17 protein-coding genes are annotated in these 15,541 nt (G+C 41.5%); 12 read left to right on the forward strand and 5 right to left on the reverse strand.

All coding sequences use genetic code 11. The features are described 5' to 3' along the window. Positions 1 to 127 precede the first annotated feature (127 nt). Genes A7P55_RS22550 through A7P55_RS06590 form a run of 3 tightly spaced genes read left to right on the forward strand, consistent with a single transcriptional unit; the run spans position 128 to position 1,814 of the window. Positions 128 to 838, forward strand: coding sequence for a hypothetical protein (locus tag A7P55_RS22550; protein ID WP_252727835.1), 711 nt, complete (start codon positions 128 to 130; stop codon positions 836 to 838). A gap of 35 nt (positions 839 to 873) precedes the next feature. Next, entirely contained in the window at positions 874 to 1,374 is a 501-nt protein-coding gene (locus tag A7P55_RS06585) for a trypsin-like serine protease (protein WP_252727836.1), read from the forward strand. A 2-nt stretch (positions 1,375 to 1,376) separates the two neighbouring features. After that, positions 1,377 to 1,814 carry a hypothetical protein gene (locus tag A7P55_RS06590; protein ID WP_171551537.1) on the forward strand — a complete coding sequence of 146 codons (438 nt, stop codon included), beginning with the start codon at positions 1,377 to 1,379 and terminating at the stop codon, positions 1,812 to 1,814. A gap of 69 nt (positions 1,815 to 1,883) precedes the next feature. On the opposite strand, the gene tusA is transcribed toward A7P55_RS06590, so the two are convergent. Continuing rightward, on the reverse strand, positions 1,884 to 2,141 hold the full coding sequence (gene tusA, locus A7P55_RS06595; protein WP_004656127.1) for a sulfurtransferase TusA: 258 nt from the start codon (positions 2,139 to 2,141) through the stop codon (positions 1,884 to 1,886). Between the two features lie 175 nt (positions 2,142 to 2,316). Between tusA and A7P55_RS06600 the strand changes: the two genes are divergently transcribed. Further along, the gene (locus A7P55_RS06600) at positions 2,317 to 3,156 is read left to right on the forward strand and encodes a CBS domain-containing protein (RefSeq protein WP_004656129.1); all 840 of its coding nucleotides are present in this window, start codon (positions 2,317 to 2,319) and stop codon (positions 3,154 to 3,156) included. After that, the gene (gene lnt / locus A7P55_RS06605; RefSeq protein WP_171551538.1) at positions 3,153 to 4,712 is read left to right on the forward strand and encodes an apolipoprotein N-acyltransferase; all 1,560 of its coding nucleotides are present in this window, start codon (positions 3,153 to 3,155) and stop codon (positions 4,710 to 4,712) included. Before A7P55_RS06600 ends, lnt begins: the two co-directional genes overlap by 4 nt. A gap of 1 nt (position 4,713) precedes the next feature. Here the strand turns inward: lnt and A7P55_RS06610 are convergent, their stop codons facing one another. Then, a complete protein-coding gene (locus A7P55_RS06610) occupies positions 4,714 to 5,052 on the reverse strand; it encodes a tRNA-binding protein (protein ID WP_023270886.1) in 339 nt (112 codons plus the stop codon). A gap of 244 nt (positions 5,053 to 5,296) precedes the next feature. Here A7P55_RS06610 and A7P55_RS06615 point away from each other — a divergent pair, with 244 nt between their 5' ends. Continuing rightward, complete coding sequence (locus tag A7P55_RS06615) at positions 5,297 to 5,560, forward strand: DUF2798 domain-containing protein (protein ID WP_016660484.1); 264 nt, start codon at positions 5,297 to 5,299, stop codon at positions 5,558 to 5,560. A gap of 55 nt (positions 5,561 to 5,615) precedes the next feature. On the opposite strand, the gene A7P55_RS06620 is transcribed toward A7P55_RS06615, so the two are convergent. The 3 genes from A7P55_RS06620 to gspF form a co-directional block, all read right to left on the reverse strand. Beyond that, positions 5,616 to 5,960 carry a hypothetical protein gene (locus A7P55_RS06620; protein WP_171551539.1) on the reverse strand — a complete coding sequence of 115 codons (345 nt, stop codon included), beginning with the start codon at positions 5,958 to 5,960 and terminating at the stop codon, positions 5,616 to 5,618. A gap of 262 nt (positions 5,961 to 6,222) precedes the next feature. Further along, positions 6,223 to 6,822 carry a type II secretion system major pseudopilin GspG gene (gspG, locus tag A7P55_RS06625; RefSeq protein ID WP_289847013.1) on the reverse strand — a complete coding sequence of 200 codons (600 nt, stop codon included), beginning with the start codon at positions 6,820 to 6,822 and terminating at the stop codon, positions 6,223 to 6,225. Positions 6,823 to 6,839: 17 nt separating this feature from the next. Next, positions 6,840 to 8,045 carry a type II secretion system inner membrane protein GspF gene (gene gspF, locus A7P55_RS06630; protein ID WP_171551540.1) on the reverse strand — a complete coding sequence of 402 codons (1,206 nt, stop codon included), beginning with the start codon at positions 8,043 to 8,045 and terminating at the stop codon, positions 6,840 to 6,842. A gap of 146 nt (positions 8,046 to 8,191) precedes the next feature. Here gspF and A7P55_RS06635 point away from each other — a divergent pair, with 146 nt between their 5' ends. From A7P55_RS06635 to A7P55_RS06660, 6 genes are all read left to right on the forward strand, one after another. Continuing rightward, positions 8,192 to 10,432 carry a primosomal protein N' gene (locus tag A7P55_RS06635; RefSeq protein WP_171551673.1) on the forward strand — a complete coding sequence of 747 codons (2,241 nt, stop codon included), beginning with the start codon at positions 8,192 to 8,194 and terminating at the stop codon, positions 10,430 to 10,432. A 122-nt stretch (positions 10,433 to 10,554) separates the two neighbouring features. Then, positions 10,555 to 12,375 carry a cation:proton antiporter gene (locus A7P55_RS06640; RefSeq protein WP_171551541.1) on the forward strand — a complete coding sequence of 607 codons (1,821 nt, stop codon included), beginning with the start codon at positions 10,555 to 10,557 and terminating at the stop codon, positions 12,373 to 12,375. A 117-nt stretch (positions 12,376 to 12,492) separates the two neighbouring features. Next, on the forward strand, positions 12,493 to 13,368 hold the full coding sequence (locus tag A7P55_RS06645; RefSeq protein WP_171551542.1) for an Hsp33 family molecular chaperone HslO: 876 nt from the start codon (positions 12,493 to 12,495) through the stop codon (positions 13,366 to 13,368). A gap of 118 nt (positions 13,369 to 13,486) precedes the next feature. Next, entirely contained in the window at positions 13,487 to 14,098 is a 612-nt protein-coding gene (locus A7P55_RS06650) for a LysE family translocator (RefSeq protein WP_171551543.1), read from the forward strand. 142 nt (positions 14,099 to 14,240) lie between these two features. Further along, positions 14,241 to 15,185 carry a DnaJ C-terminal domain-containing protein gene (locus tag A7P55_RS06655; RefSeq protein ID WP_171551544.1) on the forward strand — a complete coding sequence of 315 codons (945 nt, stop codon included), beginning with the start codon at positions 14,241 to 14,243 and terminating at the stop codon, positions 15,183 to 15,185. A gap of 11 nt (positions 15,186 to 15,196) precedes the next feature. Continuing rightward, on the forward strand, positions 15,197 to 15,523 hold the full coding sequence (locus A7P55_RS06660; RefSeq protein WP_005278624.1) for a chaperone modulator CbpM: 327 nt from the start codon (positions 15,197 to 15,199) through the stop codon (positions 15,521 to 15,523). Positions 15,524 to 15,541 lie beyond the last annotated feature (18 nt).

A 15,541-nucleotide genomic window follows, 5' to 3' on the forward strand; every position in this document is an offset into this window, starting at 1 on the left:
GCCTGAAATAAAACAATAAATATTTATAAAATCGGCACCATATGATTAAATTTAATGTATAAAACGTAAAATAATTAAAATCTTAATATGATAGTTTCAAACCTTAAAATAATTTTAAAGGTTAAATATGAATAATTTTAAGAAGTGTATATTTTTACCATTTATAGCTTTATGCTCTTTTCATACTTATGCAGCTAATTCTCCATTAGCCCAGGAATTAAAAGCACAATCGAATGAGTATATAAAAGATCATCGTGTAAGCTTACAAGAGGCTCAAAAAAGGTTAGCAATACAAGATGCAAAAGCTCCTTTAATAGAGCAAATAAAACAAAACTATAAAGAACGTTTGGCTGGGATTTATGTTGAGCATGACCCAACCTATAAAATTATTGTTCGACTAAAAGGTGGACAACCTGTACAAAATTTTAGAGCTAAAGTACAAAGCACTCTTCCTTCTTTTATTAATATAGATTTAAGTATCCCTATTGAGTTTCAAACAGGTGCTAATGAGACTCTTGATGAAGGCTTAAGTAGATTAAAAGCGAATATTCCTAGTTTGAAAAAAATTTTCCCTGATTTACAAGCAACTTGGTATGATGAAAAAAGTGGAGAAATTGGTTTATTAGTTTATACAGATGGAAGTCTTAATAAATCCATTTTACAGCAGAAGTTAGCAACGCTATCAAGTAAAAATAATGGTTTACCCTTTAACATAGAGTTTACTAATCAAAAAATGTCTGATGCTGCAAGTATTCGAGGCGGTGCTTATATCTCTTCTCCCTCATCCTACTGTACGTCAGGTTTTGGTATAAAAACAGTGCAGGGACCAGATTTATAACAACAGCTGGTCATTGTGACAATAACTTAAAGGATATGGATAGTGGCGTAGCACTTAATTTTGTTAATGAAGCACGCAATGCAAATCAAGATGTACAATGGCACTCTGTTACTTCTGGAAATACTGTTGTACCAGAGTTTTATGCTGACTCTCAAACAACCCCTCGTACTTTAACAGGCCGAAGAACACGAGCAAGTACGACTCAAGGCGATAATGTTTGTCATCAGGGTAAAACGACTGGATATAGTTGTGGTTATGTAGCTCAAACTAATTATGCCCCCACTTATTCCAATGCATGCAATGGTCAAACCTGTAACCCTGTCTGGGTAAGAGTAAAAGGCACTGCATCAGGAACAGGAAATGGAACGTTAAAATGTTATCAAGGAGATAGTGGCGGTCCCGTTTTCGCATCTCAAACCGCATTTGGCTTGTTAAAAGGGACACTAGCTTCTGGTACTGGCTCAGGCGAATGTACAGAATATTATTATATGTCTACGGATGAACTTTATAACCTAGGATTTTCTTTAGTCTATTGATCATGAATAAAAAAATTAAACTATTTAGCTCATTCATTGGGTTCATCTGTATTCTTTATGGATGTAACAACCCTAACCAAGAGACTAAAAGCTCTCAATCTACAGTCATTATTCCTCAAATAAAATATACCGGTGAAGGAGACAATGCAAGTTATAGCGAGGCAACTATAAAAATTGAAGGGTCATGTTTATATTTTGAGAATAGGGAAAATAGAATTCTTCCTATTTTCGCAACTCAGGAAGCTTATTGGGATTCTAAAAAAAATGTTTTAGTGGTTGATGAAAAAGAATACAAAAATAGGGAGTTAATAGCATATGGAAGTGGAGAGCCTTACGCTATTGATCTTAATACCGACAAGTGGATTATTAAACCAGCAAATTCTTGTAGTTTAAAGAAAGGCATTATTATTAATAAATTAATAAAACCTTTAATTAAATAGCTTAAATCACGATAACGTTAATAAAATCAATTTAGTCGTGATTTAAGCTTTTATATTTAAAAATGATCCTTAACCCTTCTGGACCAAATAACGATATTCCGTATTGCTGTTTTCATCCAAACTTTCTTCTTTTAATACCAACTCGTGTCCGAGATGCATACAAAATTTTGGAATATCCCATGAGGTAGACGGATCTGTGGCAAGCACCTCAACAACATCACCTGACTTGGCTTTGCGAATAGCTTGATGCAGCATCATCACAGGTTCAGGGCAACGTAAACCTCGCGTATTAATTTGAACAGCGGGAAGTTTGGGTTGTTCAGACATCATTAAACTCAAATATTCGAATTGTCATATTTTAGCATAAACGGCTCAGATGAAAATCATCAGCAGCATTTTGAAAAACTGTACGTTTTTTACATAGTTTTATTGATGCATATCCGCTTTATCTTCGGTATGATGAAAATCATCTAATTGATATAGAGAGTCTTTAGGAAAGATCATGGTCGAGGAATCCAGTCCGTCGTGGGGTATGCGTGGCTTAAGAAAATGGTTAGGCACCGCACCTGAAACCCGCGATGAATTACTCAAGTTAGTTCAAGACTCACGTCGCTTTTTAGAGCCAGATACTGTTGCTATGCTTGAGGGTGTTCTCGATCTGCCAGCAACCAAGATTCGAGAAGTCATGACACCGCGTACAGCGATTATCAGCTTACAGGAAGACGATCAATTACTTGATATTCTGCATGTACTGATTGATTCGGCACATTCACGCTTCCCTGTATTTTCAGCAGATCAAAGTGACAATGTGGTCGGCATCTTATTGGCGAAAGATCTTTTGCCATTTTTAACTGAGCGCAATGTCAAAGTCGATATTCGTTCATTGATGCGTCAGCCTGTTTTCGTACCTGAAAGTGCACGCTCAGACCAAGTGCTACGCATGTTAAAAAATACCCAGACCCATATTGCCATCGTGATTGATGAATATGGCTCAACCTCGGGTTTGGTTACCCTCGAAGACATTCTTGAAGAGATTGTGGGCGAAATTGAAGATGAGCACGATATTGCAGATGAAGAAGCACTGTATATCGTACCAGACAATGACCCAACCACAGCCAATACTTGGATAGTGCAGGCACTTACACCAATCGAACACTTCAACACTATTTTAGATGCAGATTTTTCTGACGATGAAGTTGAAACTATGGGCGGCTTACTGCTGCAAGAGATTGGTTTAGTGAGCGATTTACAAGGTCAAACCATTGAACTTGGAGATTGGCAATTTACCATTATTGAAGCAGATGCACGCACTATTCATCTGATTCGAGCTGTCCGTCAATGAGAACCTATTTTGAGAAGCTGCTAAATCCATCTCAAGCACACACTCAGCTTCCTTTTATATTTCCCCTTTTGATTGCACTGATTTCAGGTGCAATCTTTAGTTTGGCTTTAGCCCCATATTATTTTTGGTGGCTCGCGATTTTATCGCCTGCACTATTGTATGCGGTATTACGTCAACGTAGCCCACGCCAAGCCTTTGCGCTGGGTTGGGCATATGGTTTTGGTTTATGGTTTGTCGGCGCGTTCTGGCTCTACACCTCGATTCATACCTATGGCGATACCAATGCCTTTCTAAGCATTTTGATGATTGTCTTTATGGCAGCCGCAATGGGCTTATTTACGGCGTTTCAAACTTGGTTGTATCGTCGCTTCTTCCCAGAAACACCATTAACTTTCGCGCCACTTTGGGTACTCTTTGAATGGGCCAAGACATGGGTGTTCACTGGTTTCCCATGGTTGTTTGCAGGTTATGCCTTCACTGAACGTCTGCTCGATGGCTATGCGCCGTTATTTGGCGTTTATGCCGTTTCATTTGTCGTGATTGTGCTGGCCTGTGCTTTAGTTGAGATTCTAAATCGTCGCTGGTTCTGGGCAATTCCATCTACCCTACTGATACTGGGTGCTTGGGGCGCTGGATTGATTCAATTCGTTCAACCTAAAGCAGCCAAACCACTCAGCGTTTCCTTGGTTCAGGGCAATATTCCGCAAGACTTGAAATGGCTGACCGAATACCAGATCAAAACCTTAGAGATTTACGCCACACTGACTCGTGCTGAATGGGGGCGTGATCTGATCGTCTGGCCTGAGTCATCTATTCCGATGTTCCAGACCGATATTCCAGAATTCTTGGATGCGATGGCCGCGCAAGCCAAGAAAACCGATACTGCTTGGGTCACAGGTATTCCTTATTGGGATCTACCTAAATCACAGCAAGTGGGTGAGCCGTTGTATTACAACAGCATTATGGCATCGGGTAGTGATTCCTTTGGCTTGTATAAGAAACAACGTTTAGTACCCTTTGGCGAATATATTCCATTGTCAGGCATGCTGAAATGGGTACTTCCCGCCATGCAGAATGATGTCAGCATGAGTGGTTTTTCACGTGGTGAAGCCGATCAAAAACCGCTTACGGTGAAAGGTCATGCACTGGCAGCCGCCATTTGCTATGAGGTGGCTTATCCAAACCTAACCCGTCGTAATGCATCTAATAGTGACTTCTTAATCACCGTGTCGAATGATGCATGGTTCACGGGGACGGCTGGACCTTGGCAACATCTGCAAATGGTACAGATGCGTGCCAAAGAAAATGGTCGTTGGTTCATTCGTGCAACCAATACAGGTGTGACCGCATTTATCGATCAGCATGGTCATATCGTTAAACAAGCGCCAATAGATCAAGAAGCCGTGTTACGTGGTGAATTACCTGCCATGCAAGGGCAAACACTATACAATCGTTTAAGCGATTACCCGATCTTGATTTTCTCATTGCTTTTATTAATCGTAGGCTGGATCTATCGTCCACGTAAAGTTGATATCAGCTTCAAATCACGTCGATAAATTACAGTAACTTTGTGCCCAGAGGAACATCAAACTCTGGGACACAAAGCGCGACATCTCCGTCTGCATTATGAAAACCCGTCACCAGACATTCAGACTGAATCGGCCCGATCTGCTTTTTCGGGAAATTCACCACAGCAACCACCAATTTTCCAAGCAAATCTTCAGGTTGATATAGCTTGGTAATTTGCGCACTGGATTTTCTGATCCCCAGTTCTTCACCAAAATCTACCTGCAAAATATAAGCGGGCTTTCTCGCTTGTTGAAACACCTCTGCCTGAATAATTCTACCCACACGTAATTCAACCTTAGTAAAATCATTCCATTCGATCTGTTGCATGCTTTTTCCTTTTTGCTCTTTTAAGCCCAGTTGCAGCATAGCGAATCTATCCAACTCAATAAATACGCTTATTTTTATTTTCTATTTAGCGACTTCATGCTAAATTAATTGTGCTGATTATAAAGCCGTAAACGTTTACGTCAATCAACGTGCCAACATATCTCCAACAAGGCTTGGAGCTATTTTATCTAGATATTTTTATCTTGGATAAGGCACTGGCGTTTGTTGGTTTACGGAGTCAAAAATGCAGAATTCAAAATCTTCTACTTTTAATTTTCAGAAAATTCCAAATCGTTACGCATCCATTGTTTTACCCTTCTTTTTATCCATTATTATGACTTTCATCGTGTCTTGTATAAGTACACTGAGAAGTATGGGTTTTGAGCAGTTCTCTTTCGCAACGTGGATGTCAGCGTGGGGAATTTCATGGCTAATTGCTTTCCCTGTGCTGCTCTTGGTCTTGCCTGTCGTGCGTAAGTTAACCCTGCTCTTGGTTCGACCAGTTTAACTGCAGACCATAAAAAACGTAGATCTTTGGTCTACGTTTTTTGAATATCTTCGGCTTAGAAATTAATCGATAATTGCACCGATAAATAAGCCACCAGACTGGATAAAAACAGCATCGGAATATATCGATAGGCTTTAAATACAAGCTGCTCATATTTAGAAATCAGTTCTTGGTTATCCCAGACACTGGTTTTTAAGGCACTTAAAAAACACAATACAAGCCATGCACTCAACATACTCAGTGCAAAAAAGCCGATCATGATTTGACTGCTTCCTTCTGAAGCTTGCCACAAGCTTAAAGCACCTTCACTAAAGGGTAATAGGCTTAAGATGAGCAATACAGATTTAAGCATTGCCCAATGAAACTGATTCAGTTCATCCAACATAAAGAATGCTTTCATCTGATTTCTCCACATCTTTTTTTCAATGGCTTGAATTTATTATGCAAAGCTTTGATCTAAAGAAATAGTCTATTTTTCTGCATAATTTCTTTTTCTTGTAACTATCAAATATGGGAATAATTCTTATTATAACTCTCACATATTCAATATTTTATTCATTTTATATTTTTCAAATAGTTATGTTGTTTTATTGAATTAAGAAACATTATCACTTCACTCTCTATTTATTTAATTCAAAAGTGAAGTGATATTTTATTCAACATTATGGCTGATAATAAATATCCGCATCATTGCCTTCACCACCTTCTTTACCATCCGCACCAAACGAATATAAATCAAATGGACGACCTTCACGACCTGGGATCACATATTGTAAATCATTTTCCCAACTGTCTTTTGGATAGCCACCTTTGACATAACCACCTGGTAACCAGTTTTTAGCTGTTGCGGGTTGGTTCACCAATGCATCTAGACCACCATCTTGCATGGATGGGTAACGACCATTGTCTAGCTTATACTGATCCAACGCACCAGCAACCCCTTTTAAGGTAATACTGGTGGTATCGACTTTGGCCTTTTCACCACGGCCCATCACATTCGGAACAATCAGTGCTGCCAAAACACCAAGAATTACAATAACAACCATCACCTCAATGAGTGTAAATCCTGAGGCACGATTCATTCGAGCAACGCTCGAACGTGCCGCAAGAGAAGAAGCTAGGCTTCGAGTGCGAGGATAAGCGCAAGACGAAGAGCTATGCTCTGAGTTGCAAGATTCCACAAGAGAAGAAGCTATGCTTCGAGTACGAGCATTCAAGCTACGTCCAACATTTTGTTTATCCATTGAATTATTCATATTCATCTCTTACATGTCACTCATTAGATCATATTGTTCATATTAATAATTGGCAACATTACTGCAATAACAATCACCAATACAATTGCTGCCATAAAAATCAGCATCAAGGGTTCGAGTAACGCCAGTAATGTGGAAATAAAGGTGGTGACCTCACGATCTTGCATGGTGGATGCGCGATCCAACATACGATCTAGCTCGCCTGATGCTTCACCGCTTCGAATCATTTGTACCATCATTGGTGGGAAATAACCGCAACGCTCTAACTGTGTTGCCAAATTACCACCTTCTGTTACACGCTCCATCGCCACTTCAATCGCATCACGAATCACCCAGTTATTACTGACTTCAGCACCGATACGGAGAGCTTCAACCAAAGGCACCCCTGAACGGGTCAGAATCGATAAGGTACTGGCAAAACGTGCCGCATTTATACCACGCGAAAGTTTACCAAATAGTGGCAATCTGAGTGTTAATCGGTCAAATGCATAATGTCCCGCGGTGGTTCTTAAAAAACGGGTAAACAAGATCACCGCGATAAAGGCCAGAATGAGCATGCCCAACCACGTATGTCGAATAAAGGCACTGGCTTTCATCAAAGCAACTGTGATCCAGGGCAAGGCTTCTTTGCTTTGTTCAAAGGTCTTTACGATTTCAGGCACGACGTAGGTCATCAGCCCCATCACGATCCCGAAAGACATCAACATCAGTACGATCGGATAGATCATCGCACCCTGCACTTTCTTCTGCATGGCAAAACGGTTTTCGGTGTAGTCCGACAACTGATCTAAGATTAAATCAAGATGGCCTGAGCGCTCGCCTGCTGCAACTGTTGCAATATACAGTTCGGGAAATCGTCCCGATTGCTGCATACTTTTTGCCAGTGAATGCCCTTCCAAAACCTTGGACCGTACCGCGATTAATAAGTTTTGGACATGTGATTTTTCACTTTGTTTACTCACTGCACGCAGTGCTTCTTCAAGTGGAATACCTGCAGCGACCAAGACTGAAAGCTGTCGGGTCATCAAGGCCAAATCATAGGCACTAAAGCTTTTTTTAAACCATGAGCGTTGTTGCTGTTTGTCTTTTTGCTCAACCGCATCGACCGCAATGGGTGTCCATGCTTTATCGCGTAACTGTTGACGAATTTGGCGTGCAGAATCCCCTTCCAGCACACCTTTATGTTGCTTTCCTGAGGCATCAAGCGCGGTAAATTGATAAGCAGGCATGGTTCTGTTCTAATTGTCCCAAAATAGTTGTTGTTACAGTTGCATCCGTGTTTGAAGTGAAACCTGAGCGTTTCACAAGAAATTCATCGACATAACACTTCGCACTTTAGCATAATTCCATGACATACAGTCATGCCATTTTACCCATGAATGAAGCCTATATGCCTACCGAAAATTCTAACGCTATTCTCTACCGTATTCGAGTCGCGATACCCGTCTATGTGTATGACACCTTTGACTATACAGTCAGTGCTGAGCAATATGCACAGGCACAAATCGGTGCACGCGTTGCCATTTCTTTTGGGCGGCAAAACCTCGTGGGAATTATTACTGAAAAAGTAGATCCTAACGAAGTATTTATAGGACAATTCAAACTTAAGGCCATCACAGAATTACTTGATCAGGAAACGATTCTAGACCAACAAGTTTTAACTTTGTTGACATGGTCAGCACAATATTACCAATTCCCGATTGGTGAGGTCATGCAAAGTGCCTTGCCTACCTTATTAAGACAAGGGCGTGCCTTAGATATCCTATTTCATTTATGGAAAATCACACCGCATGATGACCCCAATGCCTTATTAAAACGTTCACAAAAACAATATGATGCTTATCAGGTTTTAAAGCTTCATCCTCACGGTGCTACTGAGAATGTGCTCAATCTCAGTGGTGTAGAAACCTCAACTTTAAAGGCATTAGAAAAAAAGGGCTTGGTTGAATGCTGTCTAGAACCGCATGATTTCACCCCAACGCCTGTGCAACTGGCACAAGTCCCTTTGACGCCCAACGAAGATCAAAAGAAAGCAATTCAACAGATCCTCAAAGCACAGTATCACTATCAGGCATTTTTACTCGATGGTTTGACTGGCAGTGGCAAAACTGAAGTTTATTTGCAAGTCATGCATGAGGTGTTAAAACAAGGCAAACAAGTATTGGTACTGGTGCCTGAAATTGGTCTAACCCCGCAAACGGTCGCCCGTTTTAAGTCACGGTTTCATTGCGATGTGGCCTTGCTTCATTCCGGTCTAAACGATTCGAAACGCTTACAGGCTTGGCAACATGCGCAAACGGGCAAAGCTTCCATTATTATTGGTACACGCTCTGCAATCTATACCCCACTGCCGCATCTAGGCTTAATCATTCTAGATGAGGAACATGATCTCTCCTTTAAGCAGCAAGAAGGTTTTCGTTACCATACCCGCGATGTGGCTTTATATCGTGGTCATTTACAGAACTGTCCTGTCATTCTCGGTTCAGCCACCCCAAGTATTGACAGTTATCACTTGGTGGAATCGGGCAAGTTACATCTGCTTGAGTTGAATCAGCGTGCAGGCGTCGCTGTACTGCCGAAAATGTATGTGGTGGATTTAAAAGTCGCAAAAAAGAAGCATGGTCTGAGTCAAACCCTGATCGAACAGATCAAACATACTTTAGAACGTAAAGAACAGGTGCTGATCTTTTTAAATCGACGCGGTTATGCACCCATCCTGATGTGTGAAAGCTGCGGTTGGCAAGCCAACTGCCCACATTGTGATGCGCATTTTACTTTGCATTCACAGCCCTACCATTATTTACATTGTCATCACTGCGGCACCATCAATCGCCTGCCTGATCATTGTCCTGCCTGTCAGAAGCAAAGCTTAAAAACCATTGGTGCAGGTACAGCAAAACTTGAAGAACATTTACAAGAGCTGTTCCCACATAATGAAGTTATTCGAGTCGATCGGGACAGTACCAGTCGAGTCGGTAGCTGGCAAAAGATCTATGATCGCATTCAGCAAAATAAGCCGAGCATTCTGTTGGGTACGCAAATGCTGGCCAAAGGTCATCATTTCCCGCATGTCACTCTTGTTGCGATTTTAGATATTGATGCTGGCTTACTCAGTGTCGACCCACGTGCACCTGAGCGAACCGCGCAGCTGATTGTTCAGGTCGCCGGACGTGCTGGTCGTGGTGAGCATAAAGGCAGTGTTTATTTACAAAGCCTGCGCCCTGATCACCCGATGTTGACCACCCTGATTGAGCATGACTACCGTACTGTCGCAAAACAAATGCTGGCTGATCGCAAAGTTGCCCTGCTGCCGCCTTATCGTTATGCAGTATTGGTTCGGGTCGAATCTAAAGATCGCGACTATAGTCAGCAATTCTTAGCGGATATTGCACAACAATTACGGACAATGGCTGGCGAGATTGTCGACATTTGGGGACCCATTCCTGCACCGATGGAGCGTAAAGCAGGCCGTTATCGTGCACATATGGTGATTTTGTCTAGCGATCGAGCAAAACTGCATTTTTATTTACGCCAGTGGTGGCAACACGTCGTACACTTACCTCGCCAGCATCTACTGAGGCTATCGATTGATGTTGACCCGCAAGAGTTTAGTTAGAAGCTTAGCCTGAGCTTGTTCAAGTTATCGAACGTTTTCCAATATCATCTGTTAAGATCATATTTTTACAGACGACTCATTTGAGTTAGTCTAGACAAAATAGAAAAAATTTGAGGCATTCAATGTCTTTACTGCTACCGATTATTTTTTTAATGGCTGCGACTTTAATTTTTGTTCCATTAGCAAAACGTTATGCCGCCAATACTGTTCTGGGTTATCTGATTGCAGGACTTTTACTTGGCTCCAGTGTTTCGGGCCTGATTGAAGACCCTCAGCTCATCAAGCAGTTGCTACATTTTGGTATGATTGCAGTCATGTTCTTTGTCGGTTTTGCTTTTCGTCCCCAACAACTTTGGCTCGAGCGTAGAGGCATTCTAAAAAACAGCGGATTACAACTGCTAATCATTACTCTTGTTCTGATTGGCGCATGTTTTTTACTGTTTAATGATGTGCTAACCAGTCTGATTCTCGGATGTGCTTTAGCGCTTTCCGCTGTGATCTTACCGCAACAGCTTTTACAACAAAAACAGCAACTCAACAGCAAACTAGGACAAGCGACTTTAGCAACCTTACAATTTCAAGCCTTTGTTGCCGTCATCTTGATTGTATTATTTCCATTACTCGAAGACACGGCTTCTACACGGCATGGCATTGCCTATTTTGCAGCCATCATCGCGACGTTTTCAGGATTATTCTTAGCCAGCCGTTATTTAGTTCGTCCAGCATTCCGTTTCTTAGCACGGAAAAATAGTATCCACCTCATTGCTGTACTCAGTTTATTGGTCTTAGTTTCTGTCATCCTCATCATGGATATTTTAAATATTCATATTCTAATTGGTGCATTTCTGGGGGGCTTATTACTCGCAGAGACAGAATTTAAAAGTGAAGTTGAACGCATTCTTGAACCCTTTAAAGATGCTGCAACAGGACTATTTTTTCTGGCCATCGGCTTGGGTCTTTCACTGCAACCACTTGTCCAAACACCATTATTGATCATTACATCAATCTTTGGTTTAGTTGTTATCAAGGCCGTTGTGATTGGTGCAATCAGCTATTACCAACAGCGCCACGCCAAACTCAGTACCCTGTTTGCAATTACCTTGGCGCAAAGCGGCGAACTCAGTTTTATTCTGCTTAAGCTGGCAGAAAGCGAAAATTTACTCGGCAAAGACTTATTAGAACCAGCCTTTCTCATTATATTCGGGTCGATGCTTTTAACTCCGCTCCTGTACGAACTATTTGATCGAAAAATTTTGCCAATACTGCTAAAGAATAAAGTCGCTGTAACTGATGCTGATGTCCCACAACATCCAATTCTCATCATTGGATTTGGCCGTTTTGGACAAGTCATCGCACGGGCCTTACACGCTCAAGGCAAACAATTCAGTGTAATTGATAGCAATCAACCCGATGCTGATTTTATCGAACAATATGGACATCGTTTCTTTGATGCCGATGTGACTCAAGTCGAGAACTTACGTGCTGCAGGCATTGAATATTGCAAATTACTGATTGTTGCAATTGATGATGTTGAAGACAGTATGAATCTGGCGCGGCATCTACGTTTGAACTATCCAGACTTAAGCTTATTCGTCCGCGCCCGTGACCGCCATCATGCGCATTTACTCAGTGATTTAGGGGTACAGCATATTTGGCGTGAAACCTATGCTTCATCGTTAAATATGGCACAACAGGCTTTGATTGAAACAGGCCTCTCCATTAAAGACGCACATATTCAAATTGAGCGCTTTAAACAGGAAGATGAACAGCTACTCATGCAGCAACAATGGGCACACGATCAACAAGAAATACTTGAAAGCTATCCAAATGCCATGGCAGAACTTGAGTATTTATTTGCAAATGCCAAAACTTTGCATACAGATCGTGTGAGCAATGATCAAAACACACAAAGTGATGCAAATTCACCCAATGAAGCATCTTGAGTTTTGGCAAATTGACACCATTATTGACTGCATACTTGCACCTTTTTATAAAGCCCGAAGTGCTTTTCAAAGCAAGCTATTGCTTTGTTTCCCCTTAGAGGGGTACTGGAGAAAAATATGTCTGATTTACGCCAACGTTTTTTTATCGAAGACTGTCCTGTACGCGGTGAAGTAGTGCATTTGGAAGAAGCGCTTCAAACCATTTTGGCGCAACGTGAATATATGCCTGCGGTACAAAGCCTGTTGGGTGAAATGCTCAGTGCAACAGCCTTACTTGCCAGTACACTCAAGATTCGTGGCCGGATTAGTTTACAGATTCAAGCGACAGGTACATTCAAATGGGCGATGGCTGAATGCAACCATTTAGGTGAAGTACGTGCCTTGGCCGATTACGAAGAAGATCCTCGTTTCGTTGAAGGTGGCGACAGTCGTACTGTGCTTGCGGCTTTAAGCAATCCAGTGCTGTTCATCAACATTGAACCTGAACACGGCGAACGCTATCAAGGGATCGTCCCACTTGATCAACCGACCTTGGCAGGTTGCTTGACACAGTATTATGATTTGTCTGCACAGATCCCAACCCACATTGTATTGGCAACCAATAACCAACGTTCGGGTGGTCTATTGATTCAGCTACTTCCTCGTAATGATGAAGAAGAGCAAAAGTTGGTTGATGAAGATCTATGGCCTCGTTTGACCATGCTCACTGAAACCCTGAAACCCGAAGAGTTAACCGATCTTCCTGCAAATGAAATCCTCTATCGTTTGTATAACGAAGAAGAAGTGCGCTTACCTGAAGTTGAGCAGTTAAAGTTTGGCTGTACGTGTTCTAAAGAACGTTGTGCCAATGCCTTGATCCAAATCGGCGTGACTGCCGTTCATGAAACACTGGAAGCTCAAAACCCAATCCAAATGGATTGTCAATTCTGTAATACACGTTATGAATTTACTGCAGAAGAAGCTTTGGGCTTGTTCGGTGAACATTTAAGTTAATTGACTAAATGTTAAAAATAAAAAAAGACGGGCTTCCGTCTTTTTTTATTTTGTATTAAGGTCTATGCGATAAAACAATTTTCAAATCTCCCAAGAACATAGACCTTAATTTTGCCTTATGAATTACTTCGAATACTTGCTGTTTATCGTCAGTGTAGTTGTACTGATTGCTACCCCTGGTCCTGTGATGATTTTGGTGGCCAGTGCTGGCCTTAAGGGAGGCTATAAAAAAGCACTAGAGACGATTTTTGGAACCAACTTCGCCTCTTTAATCCTGATTTTTATTTCCGTACTGATTCTCAAGGGTTTTCTCACCATTGATGAAAACTACCTCAAAGCCATTCGTATATTCGGTTGCCTTTATATTGCTTATCTGGGCTATAGCATTATTAAAGAAGTGCTTCAGGCACCACATCCAACCGCCATCCAAACCGTGTCTGCACAAAGTAGTGGCTTTAAAAAAGGCTTTTTGGTGGGAATTTCCAATCCGAAAGATATTATTTTCTTTTCGGCTTTTTTCCCGCAATTTATTAACATCTCACCGAGTATCAATTTCAGTTTAAGTCTACTCACAGTGACCTGGATTATTTTGGACTTTCTCACCTTGTCTTTGGTCTATCTATTCTTCCGCAGCCTTTCTCAAAGCCGTATTTATCCAAAGATTCTTGGTCTATGTGGTGTTTTATTGGTCTTGATTGCGCTCTATGGACTGGTCGATACCTTTATCTAAAATCGACCTCAAGTCCACATTAAAAGCCATAGCGACCTACATTTTTAGCCAAACAGAACAAGTCTTATACAATCGAATCCATTGAAATCTCTTGGATTCGTTTCATAATGAAATAAACACATCATTATATTTATTATAGATCATGGCAAAAAATTATTATGAAGAGCTTGGTGTTTCAAGAGACGCCACAGCAGATGAAATCAAAAAAGCCTATCGTAAATTGGCACGTAAATACCATCCTGACATTAGCAAAGAAACTGATGCTGAAGCTAAAATGCAGGCGATTAACGTCGCCTATGACACTTTGAGTGACAGTACTAAAAAAGCAGAATATGACCAAATGCTGGATCATCCTCAGGGCTTTTCTAATGCGGGCCAAGGCCAGCATAGTGGTTTTGACGGTTCACAGTTCTATCGTCAAAGCTCAGGTGATGGCGCTGACTTTAGTGGCTTTGAAGACTTATTTGGTCGCTTTGGCTCAGGCTTTGGTGGCGGGCAACAGCGCTCTCAACGCCAGCAACGCAGTTATCGTGGTGAAGATCAGCACGCCAGTATTCAGGTCGATGTAGACATTGCCTACCATGGCGCAACTCAACAGATCACCTTACAAATTCCGACCTACAATGTGTATGGTGAACCTGAAGTGCAACGGAAAACCCTAGAGGTTAAGATTCCAAAAGGCATGAAGGAAGGTCAGCAAATCCGCCTCAATGGTCAAGGTCAAAGTGGTGTTAACGGCGGAGAAAATGGTGATCTGTATATCGAGATTCAATATAAAGATACCGAACGTCTTCGAGTCGAAGGTGCTGATGTCTATCAAACCATTGATGTCAGCCCTTGGGAAGCTGGTTTGGGCCAAAGCATCGAGCTGAGCACGCCTGCTGGGCAACTCAAAGTGAACTTACCGAAAAATGCCAAGAATGGGCAACAGTTACGCTTAAAAGACAAAGGCATTCCCAACAAAACTGCCGGGCAGTTATACCTGATTATTAATATTGTTTTACCACCCGTACATAATGAGCAAGAGCAACAGGCTTATCAACAATTTGCCGATGCCTTTGCTTCATTCCGACCTCGCGCCTCATAAGGAGTAAGATCATGACAACCATTCAATACAAAGAAATTCAATATGACGGTCACAGCCAAGTTGAAATCATTGATGAACAATTGGCACTTGATCTCGAGCACTTCGCTGAGGCATGCGGTCAAAGCACCGACTGGGTGTTAAAACTGATTGATTATGATATTTTGCAGATCACGGTTGAACCGCAAAGCTATCAGTTTATTGGTGAAGATGTGAGTCGGGCTAGGCGTGCTTACCGTTTACAACGTGACTTCGATGCAAGCTTATCTGCTGTAGCGGTGATGTTGGATTTAATCGATGAAGTGCAACAGCTGCGTAAACAGCTGAAACATTTTCATTAAACCATCCTGCAAATGACC

Source organism: Acinetobacter sp. Ac_5812, assembly GCF_013072695.1.
Lineage (GTDB): Bacteria > Pseudomonadota > Gammaproteobacteria > Pseudomonadales > Moraxellaceae > Acinetobacter.